Below are 15,572 nucleotides of genomic sequence, written 5' to 3'. Positions count from 1 at the left end.
CGGAGCTTCTACTTAGTCCGCTGATTGCCGACGGGTTCGTAACCGAATCCGTTGCGCCGCACGGCTATTCGTGATGGCGGCGCTGGCCCGAGCTGGGAATCGGTGTCACGGCGCGTCGTCAAGCAGCAGTTCACGAACCACCGGCCGGGGTGGGTACGGCCGAAGCAGCTGGCTGGCAGGACGGGTGCGCACTCGTTGTGGCCACCAGAACCAACGGCCGAGCAGCGCTGCGATGGACGGCGTCATGAAGGAGCGCACCACCAAGGTGTCGAACAGCAGACCGAGACCAATTGTGGTGCCGACTTGTCCGATGACCCGCAGGTCGCTGACCACCATGGACATCATAGTGAACGCGAACACCAGGCCCGCCGACGTAACGACGGAGCCGCTGCCGCCCATCGCACGGATGATGCCGGTCTTCAGCCCGGCGTGGATCTCCTCTTTGAACCGTGCCACTAAAAGCAGGTTGTAGTCCGAACCAACCGCCAGCAGGATGATCACCGACATTGCCAACACCATCCAGTGCACATCGAGCCCGAGGATGTGCTGCCAGATCAGCACGGAAAGCCCGAATGCGCTGCCCAGTGACAGCAATACCGTGCCGACGATGACCGCGGCAGCGATCACGCTTCGCGTGATGACCAGCATGACAATGAAAATCAAAGCGAGCGAAGCGATTCCGGCGATAATCAAGTCCCAGGCAGCCCCGGTGGACAGGTCTTTGTAAACGGCCGCGGTGCCACCCAGGTAGACCTTGGAGCCCTCCAATGGTGTTCCCTTGATGGCCTCGTGCACAGCGCGTTTGATCGGATCGACGTGCGAAATACCCTCGGGCGACGCGGGATCGCCCTCGTGCGAGATGATCATCCGGACCGCATGGCCGTCCGGTGAGAGGAACATCTTCAGTCCCCGTTTGAAATCGGGATTCTGGAAGGCTTCCGGGGGCAGATAGAAAGAGTCGTCGTTTTTGGCCGCGTCGAACGCTTTGCCCATGGCGGTCGCATCCTGTTGCATCGCCTGGATCTGATTCTGCAGGCCGCCCATGGTCTGTTGCATAGTCAGCATGTAGCCCTTCATGTCCTTCATGGTGGCGATCATCGGCGGCATGATCGTGAGCATCTGCGGTATCAGGTAGTCCAGCCGATCCAAGTCCGGCATCAGATTAACGATGTCGTCGGTCAACGTGTCGACACCGTCGAGCCCGTCGAAGATGGACCGCAGCGACCAGCAGATCGGAATGTCGTAGCAGTGCTTCTCCCAGTAGAAATAACTGCGGATCGGGCGCCAGAAGTCTTCGAAATCGGCTATGTGGTCGCGCAGATCCTCGATGTCGCCGACCATGCCGTGCATCTTGGTGACCATGCTGTGGGTGGTCACCGACATCTGCCGCACCAACTCGAGCATCTTTTCCATCGTGTTGATGGTCGTCTGCATCTCGTCACCCATGATCTGCATGTCGTGCATGCGATCTTGCATGTACTTCATGTTCAACATCTGGGTGGTGCCCTGCATGCTCATCTGGAACGGGATGGTGGAGTGGTTGATCGGGGTTCCCAGCGGTCTGGTGATGGCTTGTACGCGCCCAATGCCGGGCACCCGGAAGACCGCTTTGGCCACTTTGTCGATCACCAGGAAATCGGCCGGATTACGCATGTCGTGGTCGGTTTCGATCAGCAGCAATTCCGGGTTCATCCGAGCCTGTGAGAAGTGCCGGTCGGCGGCCGCATATCCCACATTCGCGGGGATGTCGGACGGCATGTAATTGCGGTTGTCGTAGCCGGGTCGGTAGCTGGGTAACGTGATCAGCCCGACCAGCGCGACCGCCACCGTGGCGGCCAGCACGGGAGCCGGCCAGCGCACGACCGCTGCACCGATCTTTCGCCATCCGCGGATCCGCATCGCCCTCTTGGGCTCCAGCAGACCGAAATGACTGGCCGCGACCACGACGGCCGCGCCCAGGCTGAGCGCGGCTAGCACCACGACCAGCATGCCGATCGCCAATGGCACACCGAGAGTCTGGAAGTACGGCAGCCGGGTGAACCGCAGACAGAAGGTGGCGCCGGCGATCGTCAGGCCCGAGCCGAGGATCACGTGACCCGTTCCGCGATACATCGTGTAGAAAGCGGACTCCCGATCCTCGCCCAGGGCCCGGGCTTCCTGGTACCGGCCCATCAAGAAGATGGCATAGTCCGTCGCGGCGGCAATGGCCAGCATCACCAGCAGGTTGACCGCGAATGTCGAGAGCCCAATGAGGTTGTGGTAGCCCAGGAATGCCACCACGCCGCGGGCTGCCGCCAACTCGAGGAAGACCATCGCCATCACCAGCAACACGGTCACAATGGACCGGTAGACGAACAGCAGCATCACGATGATCACCAGGAAGGTGAGTCCGGTGATCAGCTTGAGGCTGCGGTCGCCGGCGATGTGCTGGTCGGCCAGCAGCGGGGCCGCTCCGGTGGCGTAGACGTGTATGCCGGGCGGTGGCGGGGTTTTCTTGATGATGTCCTGGACCGCCTCGACCGACTCGTTGGCCAGACTCTCACCCTGATTGCCGGCGAGGTAGACCTGGACGTAAGCGGCTTTGCCGTCGGGGCTTTGCGAACCCGCCGCGGTCAGCGGGTCACTCCAGAAGTCCTGGACGTTCTCGACGTGTTTGGTGTCCGCCCGGATTTTTCGGACCAGCTCGTCGTAGTAGTGGTGGGCTGCGTCGCCAAGCGGTTGGTCACCTTCCAGCACGATCATGGCCGAGCTGTCGGATTTGAACTCGTGGAAGTCCTGGCCGACGCGTTTCATCGCGATCATCGACGGCGCGTCTTTGGGGCTCATCGACACGGTGCGGATCTGGCCGACGACGTCCAACTGGGGCACAACGACATTCAGGATCACGGTGACCGCAACCCAGGCCAAAATGATCGGTACCGCTAGCCTGTGGATCCACAGCAGCAGCCTCGACCGCACCGCTTCAATCGGGACCGGCATGACGTCAGTCGGTGCGTCGCTGGTGTGTCTGCTCATGCGGATTTCACCAGGCAGAAGGTTTGGGCGTTCACGCCGTTGGAGATCCGTTCATCCTTGACGACACCATCGACGGTGATGCGGCAACCAATGGTGTCGCTGTGGCCCTGCGCCACGATGTTCGGGCTCACCGCGGGATCGGTGGTCTTCAACGTGAGTGACCACGGCAGCGGTGCTCCGTCCACGCGCTGCGGCGTCGCACTGAGGTCGAGGTAGTTGATGTCGGCCACGGATCCATCCGGGCTGAAGATGTCGTAGGTCACCACCTTCGGATGGAACGGCTTGGTGTCCTCGTACTTGGTGGACGCGCCGCCGGCGTTGCCGTGAGCACCGAAGTATCCGTGGACCCGGTACACGGTGAACGCGGCGACGGCGATCACCGCGGCGACGATCAAGGGCATCCACACTCGTTTGAGAGCGCCGAACATCTGACCTCGCCCCTCCCGTCGCTACCCTTGATCGCGGGCGATGGTCGCGGTGTACCCGAGACCGTCCAGTAGGTCAGCGCACCTGCTCGGATGCGGCGTCATTGGGATTGCCACTGAGACCTTCATTCTTTGCGGTGCCGTTGAAAGTCTGGCATGAACATGTTCAACTGCTTAGCCTGTGTTTAACCTTAGTTAGTCTAATAGGCAGACGCGGCTCACGGAAACCGGGTGGGAAGGGCAACTGATGAATTGGTGGGGTTGGGTAGCCGGTAGCGGAGGCCATGCTTTCCGGACCGTGCGAAGTCACATTACGACTCACATCGGGGGCGGTACGATCCAGCCCATGAAGGCAACAAAGCTGGTGTTCGTCACCCTCGCCGCCGCTATCGCTCTGGCTGCGCCGGCACAGGCCGACCCCGACACTGACTTCGACAACCAGCTGCAGACCTACGGCATCTATGGGCCGCACGCCTACAACCCCTATCTGGCCAAGATCGCCTGCCGGCGGCTGGGTGACCATGTGGATCCCGACGCTGCCGCATCGTCTCGGTTCGTGTTGCACAACCTGCCGCGGGGCACCACACAGGTCCAGGCGTACCAGTTCCTCGGCAGTGCCATCGGTTATTACTGCCCCGACCTGGCACCCGTCATGCAGAACATTCCACCCGCGCAAGCCTGATCACCTCTGTACCCCACCGTTAGACGGCCGGCTGGGAAGCCGGCGAAACCACGCCGCGCGGCAGCGTCAACGGCAAATCGCTATACGTGGCGATGCCCGGCGCGGCGGCGACGGCGGGAATCGCATTGATGGTGGGCATCGCCGTCATGATGTGCCCGAGCGTCATGAAGTCGGCGATCGTCTCGGCCTGGAAATCCGGTGGCGGTAGGAACCCGACGGTGGTTTTCACCGTTGGCCGCCCGTCGATTTGGATGACCCAGCCGTCTTGGTCGATTTTCCAGTCCGGGTCGATGGTCTGGCCCCTTCGCCACCGGACGTTGAGCTCGACGACGGTCTTGCCGCCGACGTTTCCTTGCCAGCTCGCGAACACTCCGGCGACGCACCCGGCCGCGATGGTCCAGGACCAAGGTCGAGATCGGCAGTGGTTTGCGCATACTCCGCATCGCAGCGCACTTCGTCCAGCTCGACCCCGAGCGCGTCGCCGACCAACCGCACCGCCTCACCGAACACCGCTGTGCCTTGCGCCGTCATTGCCGGCAGCTCAGGGTGGTCGATCGGCTTGCCGAATCCCACCGGCAGTTCGGTGGCCGGCGCATCGTAGAACGTGGTGTCGGCGGCCTCGTTGACGGTGAGCTTGTCTACCCGATCGCATACCATGGCCGACACGATCGCCAGCAGTTCGGCGAAGCCGGGGCTGACACCGGAGCCGAAGATCGTGGAGCCGCCTTCGCGGCAGGCTTCGGCCATGCGGTCGCGGCCCGGGCCCAAGTTGTGCCCAGTGATGAAAGGGGCCGTCGCCACCACGTTGGCGCCCGCGGACAAAATGCGTACCAGCTCGTCGACGTCGATCCACATCGGGTTGTAGACGACGCAGTCCGGCTTCAACGCGAGCAGCGCATCGACGTCGTCGGTGGCGGCGACGCCCAGCCGATCGATGCCGCACAGCTCTCCGACATCGCGGCCAATCTTGTCGGGTGAGTGGGCATAACAGCCGACGAGTTCGAAAGTGGGGTTAGCGGCGATCGCCTGCACCGAGCTTTTGCCGACATTGCCCGTCGTCCACTGAACGACGCGATAACGGTTTGGCACTCGCTCAGCATATTGCCGCCGGCGCCGATGCGGACCGGGACGGTCCGAGGGGAGAACCCTATTTGTCTTCGACAGCGATTCCGCCGCGCGAGCGCCGACGCCGCCGCGACGACGATTTGCCGCTGGGGCGGCGGTTGCGCAATCCACCTCGCGGTGCCTCGGCTGCGACGGTGTCCTCGGCGCTGGGCAGCTCGTCGCCCGCGGATTCCTCGGCTGCGGAGTCGGATTCGTTGGCGGCCGCCTGTGTGGCCTCGAAAGTTTCTTCGGCCTTAACGGTTTCGGCTTCAGCTGCCTCGGCTGCCTCGACACCTTCGGCTTCGGTGAGCTCTTCCTCGGTTTCGCCCGTCTGTGCCTCTGCCTCCTCGTCCTTGCGGCGCTTTCGGCGGCGAAGGCGCCGCTTGGCTTCCTTCGGCTTGAGCGGCTTCGGCGGCGGGGGGGGAAGCTCCGCGACAAACGACAGATAGAAGGAGAAGATGCCCAGCAACGCGATGGCCGCGGCGGCCCCGTAGATCGCGAACAACCATTGACCGGCGGCGTCCAGGCTCAGCCAGATTTCGCTGATCGCAGTGCCGACGATCAGCACCCCGGCCAGCACGTGCGCCACGACCGACCAGGTCCGCAACGACAGCGCCAGCTGCGGGGTGCCGTACTCCGGTTTGCGGGTACGCAACAGGGTGAACACCACCGGCAGCGCGGCCAGCCCGATCAACAAGCCACAGCCGATGCGCCCCATCGTCCCGAGCGCGTGAGGGACTTCGCCCATGAGCTCATACCAGCGGGGGATCGCGAAGAAGAAGTACAGGGCGCCGGCAGCGATCCACAACGACGCATGCCACAGTACGGCGACTTTGCGCCCCATGCCCCTCCTCAAGCCGTCATCGAGCGGATCCAAGGGCGGCCCAAACGCCGACCATCGTGCCTAGCCGCACCTTGGACCGCGTGCGCGGAGGATGCGGGATTTGAACCCGCGAGGGCTGTTAACCCAACCCGCGTTCCAGGCGAGCGCCATAGGCCACTAGGCGAATCCTCCTCGGTCATGGTAGCTGCCTGACGGCAATTGCTATGGCTTCGGGGTACTACACTCGCGGTGGACCCCGCGCGGCGTCTATCCTGTGAACTCCCCCAGGGCCGGAAGGCAGCAAGGGTCAACGGGCTCTGGCGGGTGCGCGGGGTCCCCCAGGTCGGTGTTGGCCCCTCGGCCCGACCCAGAACCGATCCCACTGGCCCCACGGCATTCGACGGTGAAAGGCGCATGGTGTCGTTCCATTCCCTCAGCCGTGAGGAGCTGACAGCTCTGCACGCTCGCCACCAGCAGGACTATGCGGACCTGCAGTCCAAGCAGCTGTCCCTTGATCTCACCCGCGGCAAGCCATCCGGTGAGCAACTCGACTTGTCCAATGCGCTGCTGAGCCTGCCGGGGGACGACTACCGCGACGAAGAGGGTACCGACACCCGCAACTACGGCGGGCAGCACGGGCTACCGGGACTGCGGGCCATTTTCAGTGAGCTGCTCGGCATCCCGGTGCCCAATCTGATCGCCGGCAACAACGCCAGCCTGGAGATGATGCACGACGTCATCGTGTTCTCGATGCTGCACGGCGGCGTGGACTCGCCGCGGCCTTGGATAAAAGAGCAAGACGGCATTAAGTTTCTCTGCCCGGTCCCCGGCTACGACCGGCACTTCGCGATGACCGAGACCATGGGCATCGAAATGATCCCGATCCCGATGCGGGAGGACGGCCCGGACGTCGACCTGATCGAGGAACTCGTCGCCGTCGACCCCGCCATCAAGGGCATGTGGGCGGTGCCGGTGTTCTCCAACCCCACCGGCGTCACGTACTCGTGGGAGACGGTTCGTCGCCTGGTCCAAATGCGAACGGCGGCAAGCGATTTCCGATTATTCTGGGACAACGCCTACGCGGTGCACACCCTGACGCTGGACTTCGTCCGACAGATCGACGTGCTGGGCCTGGCCGCCACAGCCGGCAACCCCAACCGGCCGTACGTCTTCGCGTCCACGTCCAAGATCACCTTCGCCGGCGCCGGTGTCAGCTTCTTCGGCGGCTCACTGGGCAACATCGCCTGGTATTTGCAGTATGCGGGCAAGAAGTCGATCGGCCCGGACAAGGTCAACCAACTGCGCCACCTTCGCTTCTTTGGCGACGCCGATGGGGTTCGCTTGCAGATGCTGCGCCACCAGCGGCTTTTGGCGCCGAAATTCGCGTTGGCACTGGAAATCCTGGACAGGCGGCTGCGCGAGTCCAAGATCGCCTCCTGGACCGAGCCCAAGGGCGGCTACTTCATCAGCCTCGACGTGCTACCCGGCACAGCGCGGCGCACGGTGGCACTGGCCAAGGATGCCGGTATCGCCGTCACCGAGGCGGGCGCGTCGTTCCCATATCGAAAAGACCTGGACGACAAGAACATCCGGATCGCGCCAACGTTCCCGCCGATTCCGGATCTGCGCAATGCCATCGACGGATTGGCGACGTGCGCGCTGCTGGCCGGCACCGAAGCCCTGTTGAGCCGCAGCTAGCGAGCATCCAACATCGACTGTGCGCTGAGGGCGGGAAATCGGCACAGATCCCGCCCTGCATTCACACTCGGCGCCGTCGATGCACACTCGACGCCTGCCCTAGCCCCTCCCGGGTCGGCATCGTCGGATGGCGTCGGTAGCCTGCTGACCGTGGCCCTCTACCGCACGTACCGACCGGCAACCTTCGCCGAGGTGGTGGGCCAGGAGCATGTCACCGAGCCGCTGTCGACTGCGCTGGCCGCCGGCCGGATCCACCACGCGTATCTGTTTTCCGGGCCGCGCGGCTGCGGCAAAACGTCGTCGGCCCGCATCCTGGCCCGGTCGTTGAATTGTGCGCAGGGGCCGACGGCCACGCCGTGCGGGGTCTGTGAGTCCTGCGTCGCGCTGGCGCCCAACGGACCGGGCAGCATCGACGTCGTCGAACTCGACGCGGCCAGCCACGGCGGCGTCGACGACACCCGCGAGCTACGCGACCGGGCTTTCTACGCGCCGGCCCAATCGCGCTACCGGGTCTTCATCGTCGACGAAGCGCACATGGTGACCACGGCGGGGTTCAACGCGTTGCTCAAGATCGTGGAGGAGCCGCCCGAGCACCTGATCTTCGTCTTCGCCACCACTGAGCCGGAAAAGGTGTTGCCGACGATCCGGTCGCGCACCCACCACTATCCCTTCCGGCTGCTGCCACCCCGCACCATGCGGGCACTGCTCGAGCGGATCTGCCAGCAGGAGGGTGTCACGATCGACGACGCGGTGTACCCGCTGGTGATCCGGGCCGGCGGCGGTTCACCGCGCGACACGCTCTCGGTGCTCGACCAGTTGCTGGCCGGCGCCGACGGCAATCGGGTGACATACCAGCGGGCGCTGGGACTGCTCGGCGCCACCGACGTCGCGCTGATCGACGAGGCAGTCGACGCGCTGGCCGCCGACGACGCCGCGGCGATGTTCGGTGCGGTCGAATCGGTAATCGACGCCGGCCACGATCCGCGACGGTTCGCCACCGACCTTTTGGAGCGGTTCCGCGATCTCATTGTGCTGCAATCTGTTCCAGATGCCGCCGCCCGCGGCGTGGTCGATGCGCCCGAAGACGTGCTGGACCGGATGCGAGATCAAGCGGCGCGGATCGGGACGGCCACGCTGACCCGGTTCGCCGAGGTGGTGCAGGCCGGGCTGGGTGAGATGCGCGGCGCGACGGCTCCCCGTCTGCTGCTGGAAGTGATCTGCGCGCGGCTGCTGCTGCCGTCGGCCAGCGACACAGAGTCAGCGTTGCTGCAACGCCTGGAGCGGATCGAGAACCGGTTGGAGATTTCGATTCCTACCGGCGAATCACCCAAGCCGTCTGGGCGGGTGCGCAAGGCGCCTGCGGTGCGCACGCCGCCCGAACCTGAGCGCAAGGCACCAGAATCGGTGCGGAAATCACCAGAACCGGTGCGCACTCAACCAGAACCGATGCAAGCTGCGCCGGCGACCACTGCTGGTGAACCGGGTGCGGCCGCGGTACGGACCATGTGGCCGACAGTGCGTGACAAAGTGCGGCAACGCAGCCGCACCACCGAAGTGATGCTGGCCGGCGCCACCGTCCGCGCGGTCGAGGGCAACACGCTGGTGTTGACCCATGAATCCGCGCCGCTGGCGAAGCGGTTGTGCGAGCAACGCAACGCCGACGTCATCGCCGAAGCGCTCAAAGACGCCCTGGGCGTGGATTGGCGGGTGCGCTGCGAGACCGGCAGTACGACCGCGACGGAAACACCGGTTTCTGAGCCGGATACGGCTCGGCGGGCCGAAGAGGAGAGCATGCTCGCCGAGGCCGGCCGCGAAAGCCCACCGGAACGCCGCGATCCCGAAGAAGCCGCGCTCGAACTGCTGCAAAACGAATTGGGCGCCCGCCCCATCGACAATGGCTAGCGGTGTCGCAAGCGCGGCGAAGCCGGGCGCAGCGGGTCACCGCGATGAGCCTAGGGACTATGGCTAGGGCTGCCACCAGGGCCGCAGCGGCAGGCCGCCGTCACGACCGTATCGGTCGGGCTTGACCGCGAGCACGTGGTGTAGCTGAATCTTGTTCTGCTCGAACCCGACTCGTGACGCGGCCATGTAGAGGCCCCAGATTTTGGCGGTGGGCAGACCAACCTCGGCGACGGCCTCGTCCCAGTGCTCGACGAGGTTGCGGCACCAGTCACGCAGCGTCATCGCGTAGTGGTTGCGGAAGTTCTCGTTGTGCAGCACCTCGAAGCCGACCTCTTGGATCTCGGTGATGATGCGACCCGAGCCGGTCAATTCCCCATCGGGAAAGACGTAGCGGTCGGTGAAGCCTCCAGCTCGGAAGGTCGATCTGTTGGAGTGCCGGGTGATGCAGTGGTTGAGCAGCAACCCGCCGGTGCGCAGCTTTTGCTTGAGGAAGCCGAAATACGCCGGGTAGTTCTTGACGCCGATGTGCTCAGTTAGCCCGATCGACGAGACAGCATCGAAATCGCTTTCACGGACATCGCGGTAGTCGGAGTGCCGCACTTCGGCCAGCTCGCCGAGACCCTCCTCGTCGATCTTCCGTTGCCCCCATTTCGCCTGCTCGGCCGACAGCGTGGCGCCGATCGCGCGCACCCCGCGGCGGGCGGCGTGGCGGACCATGCCTCCCCACCCGCAGCCGACGTCGAGCAGCCGGTCACCCGGTTGCAGCCCCAGCTTCTCGAAGACCAGCCGGTACTTGTTCTCCTGCGCCTCTTCGAGCGTCGCGTCCGGGTGGGGATACACCGCGCAGGTGTACGTCATCGACGGACCCAGTACCCACTCGTAGAAGGTGTTGGAAACGTCGTAGTGGTGATGGATGGCCTCGGCGTCGCGCGTTTTGCTGTGCCGCAGCCCCTCGGCGAGCCGGCGCCAGCGGGGCAATGCTTCTTGCGGCGGCGGGGCGACGGGTACGAAGCGCTCGACCCCGATGGAGCGGACGATGTTGGCCAGCAGCCGCGGCGAAGGCCGTTTGAAGTCGAGTTTTTCCGCCATCGTTTTGAGCAACTCGTACGGGTCGCCGGGATGCACACCGCGCAGCTCCAGATCGCCCGAGACGTAGGCGCGGGCCAGACCCAGCTCACCCGGCGCGGTGGCCAGGTAGGTGGTGCCGCGGGGCGTCAGGAGATCCAGGCCCAGCGCGGCGTCGTCGGGTCCGGCGCTGCTGCCGTCGTAGGCGGTGAAATTCAACTGGCCGCCCTCGGTGAGGATCGCCAGGATCTGGGCCAGGCTCAGCTTGCCATTGACCCGAGCATGTGCCCCTGCCTCTTTGGTGGTCGTCATCGTCGTTGCACCGCCTTCGCATAGAGGTCGAGTAGACGCGAATCGGGATCGTAGGTCTTCTTTACCGTCTTGTAGGCCTCGCCGCCGTAGAGTTCGTCGAATTCCTCACGCGTGTAATAGGCGTCGGAGTACAGCGACTTGTGTCCGTCCAGCTCGCCCACCTTGGCCTCGATCAGGCGATTGGTGGCGCCTTCAGTCGCACCCGCCGGCACCGACGACCAGAACCCGACGTTGATGTAGGTGCGGCCCGGCCGGATCGGATACAGCGGCCAGCCCTCCTGATCGCGTAACCGCAACGGGCACAGCCAGACCGGCGTGATCGGCACATTCTCGAGGAACCACGCCAAGAACTCCTCGGTCCGCTCGATCGGCACTTCGATGTCTTGCACCACCCGCTCGCGTGGCGGGCGACCTTTGCGCTTCTCAATCCGATCGGCGATGCCGAACCGCCTGTCCATAGCCACCAGCTTCCAGTAGAAGCTGCTGCGCCGATAGCGCCGCGGCCACCAGCGTCGCACCCGGGGATTCTGCGCGCCGAATGAGCGTGAGCACCAGAACCAATCGGTGTCCCAACGCCAGAAGTAGTCGTGAATCGTCAACCGGTCCTCTTTGATGCCGGCATCGTGCTGGATTGAGCGGTAGTAAATCTGCTGTCCGGTGTAGTCGCTGACGGGCCCCGGTGTGGTGGTCCGCACGCCGACACACAGGTAGCTCTCGTCGGCGCTGAACACGACACCGTCGAGATAATCCACGAGAACACCGTCAAATCCGCCGGTGTCGACGATGCGGTCCATCGCCGCCACCATCTCGGCCAACGAATGGTATCGGACGTGACGCAGCGCCACGAACGGCTTGACAGGCTCCAGTTCGATCCGCAGCCTGGTCGAATAGCCAAGCGTCCCATAAGAGTTCGGGAACGCGCGGTAGAGGTCGGCGTGCTGTTGCGCCGACACTGTGAGTAATTCGCCCGCGCCGGTGAGAATGTCCATCTCCAGCACGGACTCGTGAGGCAGACCGTTGCGGAACGACGCCGACTCGATACCCAAGCCAGTGACCGCCCCGCCCAGTGTGATGGTCTTCAGTTGCGGCACGACCAGCGGGGACAAGCCATACGGCAGCGTAGCCGCGACCAGATCCTGGTAGGTGCACATGCCTGCCACATCGGCGGTGCGGGCATCCGGATCGACCCCGATGACGCCGGTGAGCCCGGACGTGTCGAGGCCCGGTGCGTCGCGTTTGACGCGTGCGCGGAACAGATTCGAAGTGGGCTTGGCGAGTCGGACGGACGCCGTCGCGGGGATGGAGCGATAGCTCGCCAACAACCGCTCGACGCCCGCCTTATGAGCCTCCAGTGCGGCTTCGGAAACAGGCACCACATATACCCTAGTCCCCGACACCACCACTCGCACCCGCGCGCCACGCGGTATCAGCAGATCCACAGCAGAGGAGTCTTGCCTGATGGGACAGGTCAGCGCCACCAGCACCGTCTTGATCAACGCCAAGCCGGAAGCCGTCCTCACCGCCGTTGCCGACTACAAAAACGTCCGCCCGAAAATTCTGTCCTCGCACTACCGCGACTACCAGGTGCTGCAGGGCGGTCAGGGACAGGGCACGGTCGCCAAGTGGAAGCTGCAGGCCACCAAGTCGCGGGTACGCGACGTCCAGGCCAGCGTCGACGTCGCCGGCCACGCCGTCATCGAAAAAGATGCCAACTCTTCGATGGTCACGAACTGGACGGTGGCACCGGCAGGGCCGGGCTCCAGCGTCACTGTCAAGACCACCTGGACCGGCGCCGGCGGCGTGAAGGGGTTCTTCGAGAAGGCGTTCGCGCCGCTGGGGCTCAAGAAGATCCAAGCCGAGGTGCTGGCAAATCTGAAGAGGGAGCTGGAAGGCTAGCCGGCCTGGCCCTGGCTGGCCAGAAATCCCGCGATGCCCTTCACGACGGCGTCGGCGTATTTCTGCCTGCCTTCAGGTGATTCGATCAGCGCCGAGTCCGCGGGATTTTTCATGTTGCCCAACTCGACGAGCACTGCCGGAAATTGCGCCAGGTTCAGCCCGGCGAGATCCGACCGCCCGTAGAGCCCGTTTTGGCCGATGTAGTTGGCCGGCGGAATCCCGGAGCTTTGCAGTTGATCGCGCATGATGTGCGCTAACTGCACCGAGGGGCCCGCCTGGACCTGGTTGAGCGGCGGCGCCGAATAGTTGACGTGGAATCCGCGCCCGGTCGGCGGACCGCCGTCGGCGTGGATGGACACGATCGCGTTGGGGTGCAGTGCATTGGCCATCTCGGCGCGCTGGTCGACGCAGGGGCCTACCGAGGTGTCGTCGCCACGCGACATGGCGGTTCGCGCCCCCAGCGCGTTGAGCGCGGCGCGGATCCGCAGCGTGGTGTCCCAGGTGAAGGTGTGCTCCGGATAGCCGCTGTTGGTCGAGGTCCCGCTGGCTTGGCAGTCCTTGGTTCCGCCGCGGCCGTTGGATACCTGACGGCTAATGGAGGCGTCGTTGGCTCCGTTATGGCCGGGGTCGAGGAACACGATCATGCCGGCGATGTTTGCCGGGACCGCAGTGGCCGTCGGGTCGGTCAGCATCGCGACGATGAGCAGGACACCGGTGGCCATCGCGAACCCGACACGCAGGCAAACTGGTATGCGCACCGCGCCACGGTAGCCCGCGGCCGTCTAGGCTGGAAGTTCCGAACCGCCCAGCAGCCGCAGGCGAAACCAAGTCGAAACCAACACGCAAGGGGACTGTCATGCAACCTGGAGGCCAGCCCGACATGTCGGCGTTGCTTGCCCAGGCGCAGCAGATGCAGCAACAGCTACTGGAAGCCCAGCAACAGCTCGTCAACTCCGAGGTGCGCGGCCAGGCCGGTGGGGGATTGGTGCAGGTGACCGTGAGAGGCAGCGGCGAGGTGGTGGCCGTCCATATCGACCCCAAAGTCGTCGACCCTGACGACGTCGAGACCTTGCAGGACCTGATCGTCGGCGCGCTGGCCGACGCCTCCCAACAGGTCACCACCATGGCGCAGCAAAAGTTGGGGCCGCTGGCCGGGGGGATGAGTAGCGCGCTGGGTTTGCCGGAGACCTGACTTGTTCGAGGGACCGGTACAGGATCTGATCGACGAGCTCGGCAAGCTGCCGGGTATCGGGCCCAAAAGCGCGCAGCGCATCGCCTTCCACCTGTTGTCGGTCGAGCCGGCCGATATCGACCGGCTTACCGCGGTGCTGACGAAGGTCCGCGACGGCGTGCGGTTCTGTGCGGTGTGCGGCAACGTCTCCGACGACGAGCGCTGCCGCATCTGTGCGGATCCGCGCCGTGACGCCTCTTTGGTCTGCGTTGTCGAGGAGCCCAAGGACGTCCAGGCCGTCGAGCGCACCCGCGAATTCCGCGGCCGCTACCACGTTTTGGGCGGGGCGCTCGATCCGCTCTCCGGCATCGGTCCCGAGCAGCTGCGGATCCGTGAGCTGTTGAATCGGATCGGCGAGCGCGTCGACGGCGTCGACGTCACCGAGGTGATCATCGCCACCGATCCCAACACCGAGGGCGAGGCGACCGCCACCTACCTCATGCGGATGCTGCGTGATATTCCGGGGCTGACCGTGACGCGGATCGCTTCAGGGCTGCCGATGGGCGGGGATCTAGAGTTCGCCGACGAGCTCACCCTCGGTCGTGCTTTGGCCGGCCGCCGCGCTATGGCTTAGGTCCATCGGGCATCGCGTCGCGTTGCGTTTCTTGCGCGACACTTAAACCTCTGCGAAGACACGCCGGTCCAACCCGAGGGGCGTCGCAACGGTTTAAGTCTCGCGAAGATGTCGGTCGGCCATGACAACGTGCAGCCATGAATGACGTGTTCGTGGGCAGCGAGGCGGTGCGCGGGGGAAGGCTCAGCCCATATCAGCTGCGGGCAGGGTTTCGCGCTATCTACCCGAACGTCTACTTGACGGATCCCGTTAAGGCGTCGCTTCGAACGCGTGCAGTGGCGGCGTGGCTGTGGTCCGGCAGGCGCGGGGTTTTGGCCGGACTCGCCGGCGCGGCATTGCATGGCTCGAACTGGGTTGACGACGACGAGCCGATCGAGTTGATCTGGCGCAATCCCCATCCGCCGGCAGGCGTAGTCACCCGCAATCAGCGAGTCGGCGACGGCGAGGTCACCCGCGTCGCAGGCCTACCGTTCACCACCGTCGCGCGCACCGCCTACGACCGGGGGCGGCATTTGCCGCGCGACGAGGCCGTCGCCCGTTTGGATGCGCTGATGCATGCGACACCGTTCTCGGTCGAGGATGTGGTGTTGCTGCTCAAGCGCTACCCGGGTGCCCGGGGTTTGCGACGACTGCGGCGGCACTACCACTTGTCGACGGCGGCGCGGAATCGCCGAAGGAGACCTGGCTGCGGCTGGTGCTGATCGACGCGGGCCTACCTGCTCCCACCACGCAGATCCCAGTGCTCGACGGATACTGGCCGGTGGCCTTCGTCGACATGGGCTGGGAAGGATTCTCTGGGGGTCGATGGCCACGGGCGCTCATGTTCGAGCGAATTTCTGCAGGTC

At 64.8% G+C, this 15,572-nt stretch carries 12 protein-coding genes, 1 tRNA gene, 1 other RNA gene and 2 pseudogenes; 8 read left to right on the top strand and 8 right to left on the bottom strand.

The features are described 5' to 3' along the window. Positions 1-105 precede the first annotated feature (105 nt). Together ACFE99_RS04400 and ACFE99_RS04395 are read right to left on the bottom strand one after the other, a co-directional pair. Complete coding sequence (locus ACFE99_RS04400) at positions 106-3,015, bottom strand: RND family transporter (protein WP_375482769.1); 2,910 nt, start codon at positions 3,013-3,015, stop codon at positions 106-108. Continuing rightward, positions 3,012-3,443 carry an MmpS family protein gene (locus ACFE99_RS04395; protein WP_375482767.1) on the bottom strand — a complete coding sequence of 144 codons (432 nt, stop codon included), beginning with the start codon at positions 3,441-3,443 and terminating at the stop codon, positions 3,012-3,014. The genes ACFE99_RS04400 and ACFE99_RS04395 overlap by 4 nt, the downstream gene beginning before the upstream one ends. A gap of 343 nt (positions 3,444-3,786) precedes the next feature. On the opposite strand from ACFE99_RS04395, the gene ACFE99_RS04390 reads away from it, so the two are divergent. Continuing rightward, positions 3,787-4,122 carry a DUF732 domain-containing protein gene (locus tag ACFE99_RS04390; protein ID WP_375482765.1) on the top strand — a complete coding sequence of 112 codons (336 nt, stop codon included), beginning with the start codon at positions 3,787-3,789 and terminating at the stop codon, positions 4,120-4,122. 19 nt (positions 4,123-4,141) lie between these two features. Here the strand turns inward: ACFE99_RS04390 and ACFE99_RS04385 are convergent. The 3 genes and pseudogenes from ACFE99_RS04385 to ACFE99_RS04375 all read right to left on the bottom strand — a co-directional run bounded on the left by ACFE99_RS04385 (position 4,142) and on the right by ACFE99_RS04375 (position 6,241). Then, positions 4,142-5,211, bottom strand: a pseudogene (locus ACFE99_RS04385) (dihydrodipicolinate reductase). Between the two features lie 58 nt (positions 5,212-5,269). Next, entirely contained in the window at positions 5,270-6,070 is an 801-nt protein-coding gene (locus ACFE99_RS04380) for a hypothetical protein (protein WP_375482763.1), read from the bottom strand. An 85-nt stretch (positions 6,071-6,155) separates the two neighbouring features. Beyond that, positions 6,156-6,241, bottom strand: a tRNA-Ser gene (locus tag ACFE99_RS04375). Between the two features lie 55 nt (positions 6,242-6,296). Between ACFE99_RS04375 and ffs the strand changes: the two genes are divergently transcribed. The 3 genes from ffs to ACFE99_RS04360 all read left to right on the top strand — a co-directional run bounded on the left by ffs (position 6,297) and on the right by ACFE99_RS04360 (position 9,649). Further along, an RNA gene (gene ffs / locus ACFE99_RS04370) (signal recognition particle sRNA small type) lies at positions 6,297-6,393 on the top strand. 73 nt (positions 6,394-6,466) lie between these two features. Continuing rightward, positions 6,467-7,747, top strand: coding sequence for an aminotransferase class I/II-fold pyridoxal phosphate-dependent enzyme (locus tag ACFE99_RS04365; RefSeq protein ID WP_375482807.1), 1,281 nt, complete (start codon positions 6,467-6,469; stop codon positions 7,745-7,747). Between the two features lie 150 nt (positions 7,748-7,897). After that, on the top strand, positions 7,898-9,649 hold the full coding sequence (locus ACFE99_RS04360) for a DNA polymerase III subunits gamma/tau (RefSeq protein WP_375482761.1): 1,752 nt from the start codon (positions 7,898-7,900) through the stop codon (positions 9,647-9,649). Between the two features lie 63 nt (positions 9,650-9,712). On the opposite strand, the gene ACFE99_RS04355 is transcribed toward ACFE99_RS04360, so the two are convergent. Together ACFE99_RS04355 and ACFE99_RS04350 are read right to left on the bottom strand one after the other, a co-directional pair. Continuing rightward, positions 9,713-11,026, bottom strand: coding sequence for a class I SAM-dependent methyltransferase (locus tag ACFE99_RS04355; RefSeq protein ID WP_375482759.1), 1,314 nt, complete (start codon positions 11,024-11,026; stop codon positions 9,713-9,715). Next, positions 11,023-12,402, bottom strand: a complete 1,380-nt coding sequence (locus tag ACFE99_RS04350) for an FAD-binding oxidoreductase (RefSeq protein WP_375482805.1) — start codon at positions 12,400-12,402, stop codon at positions 11,023-11,025. The genes ACFE99_RS04355 and ACFE99_RS04350 overlap by 4 nt, the downstream gene beginning before the upstream one ends. An 82-nt stretch (positions 12,403-12,484) precedes the next feature. Between ACFE99_RS04350 and ACFE99_RS04345 the strand changes: the two genes are divergently transcribed. Then, the gene (locus ACFE99_RS04345) at positions 12,485-12,922 is read left to right on the top strand and encodes an SRPBCC family protein (protein ID WP_375482757.1); all 438 of its coding nucleotides are present in this window, start codon (positions 12,485-12,487) and stop codon (positions 12,920-12,922) included. Here the strand turns inward: ACFE99_RS04345 and ACFE99_RS04340 are convergent. After that, positions 12,919-13,644 (bottom strand): Rv3717 family N-acetylmuramoyl-L-alanine amidase, encoded by a 726-nt coding sequence (locus tag ACFE99_RS04340; RefSeq protein ID WP_375482803.1) that lies wholly within the window; start codon positions 13,642-13,644, stop codon positions 12,919-12,921. The genes ACFE99_RS04345 and ACFE99_RS04340 overlap by 4 nt on opposite strands. Positions 13,645-13,778: 134 nt before the next feature. Here ACFE99_RS04340 and ACFE99_RS04335 point away from each other — a divergent pair, with 134 nt between their 5' ends. From ACFE99_RS04335 to ACFE99_RS04325, 3 genes and pseudogenes are all read left to right on the top strand, one after another. Then, positions 13,779-14,114 carry a YbaB/EbfC family nucleoid-associated protein gene (locus ACFE99_RS04335; RefSeq protein ID WP_375482755.1) on the top strand — a complete coding sequence of 112 codons (336 nt, stop codon included), beginning with the start codon at positions 13,779-13,781 and terminating at the stop codon, positions 14,112-14,114. A 1-nt stretch (position 14,115) separates the two neighbouring features. Then, on the top strand, positions 14,116-14,727 hold the full coding sequence (recR, locus tag ACFE99_RS04330; protein WP_375482753.1) for a recombination mediator RecR: 612 nt from the start codon (positions 14,116-14,118) through the stop codon (positions 14,725-14,727). Positions 14,728-14,864: 137 nt separating this feature from the next. Further along, positions 14,865-15,572, top strand: a pseudogene (locus ACFE99_RS04325) (hypothetical protein); the annotation flags it as partial.

The organism is uncultured Mycobacterium sp. (assembly GCF_964249325.1).
Classification (GTDB): Bacteria; Actinomycetota; Actinomycetes; order Mycobacteriales; family Mycobacteriaceae; genus Mycobacterium.
This window is presented reverse-complemented; position numbering and strand designations above follow the sequence as displayed.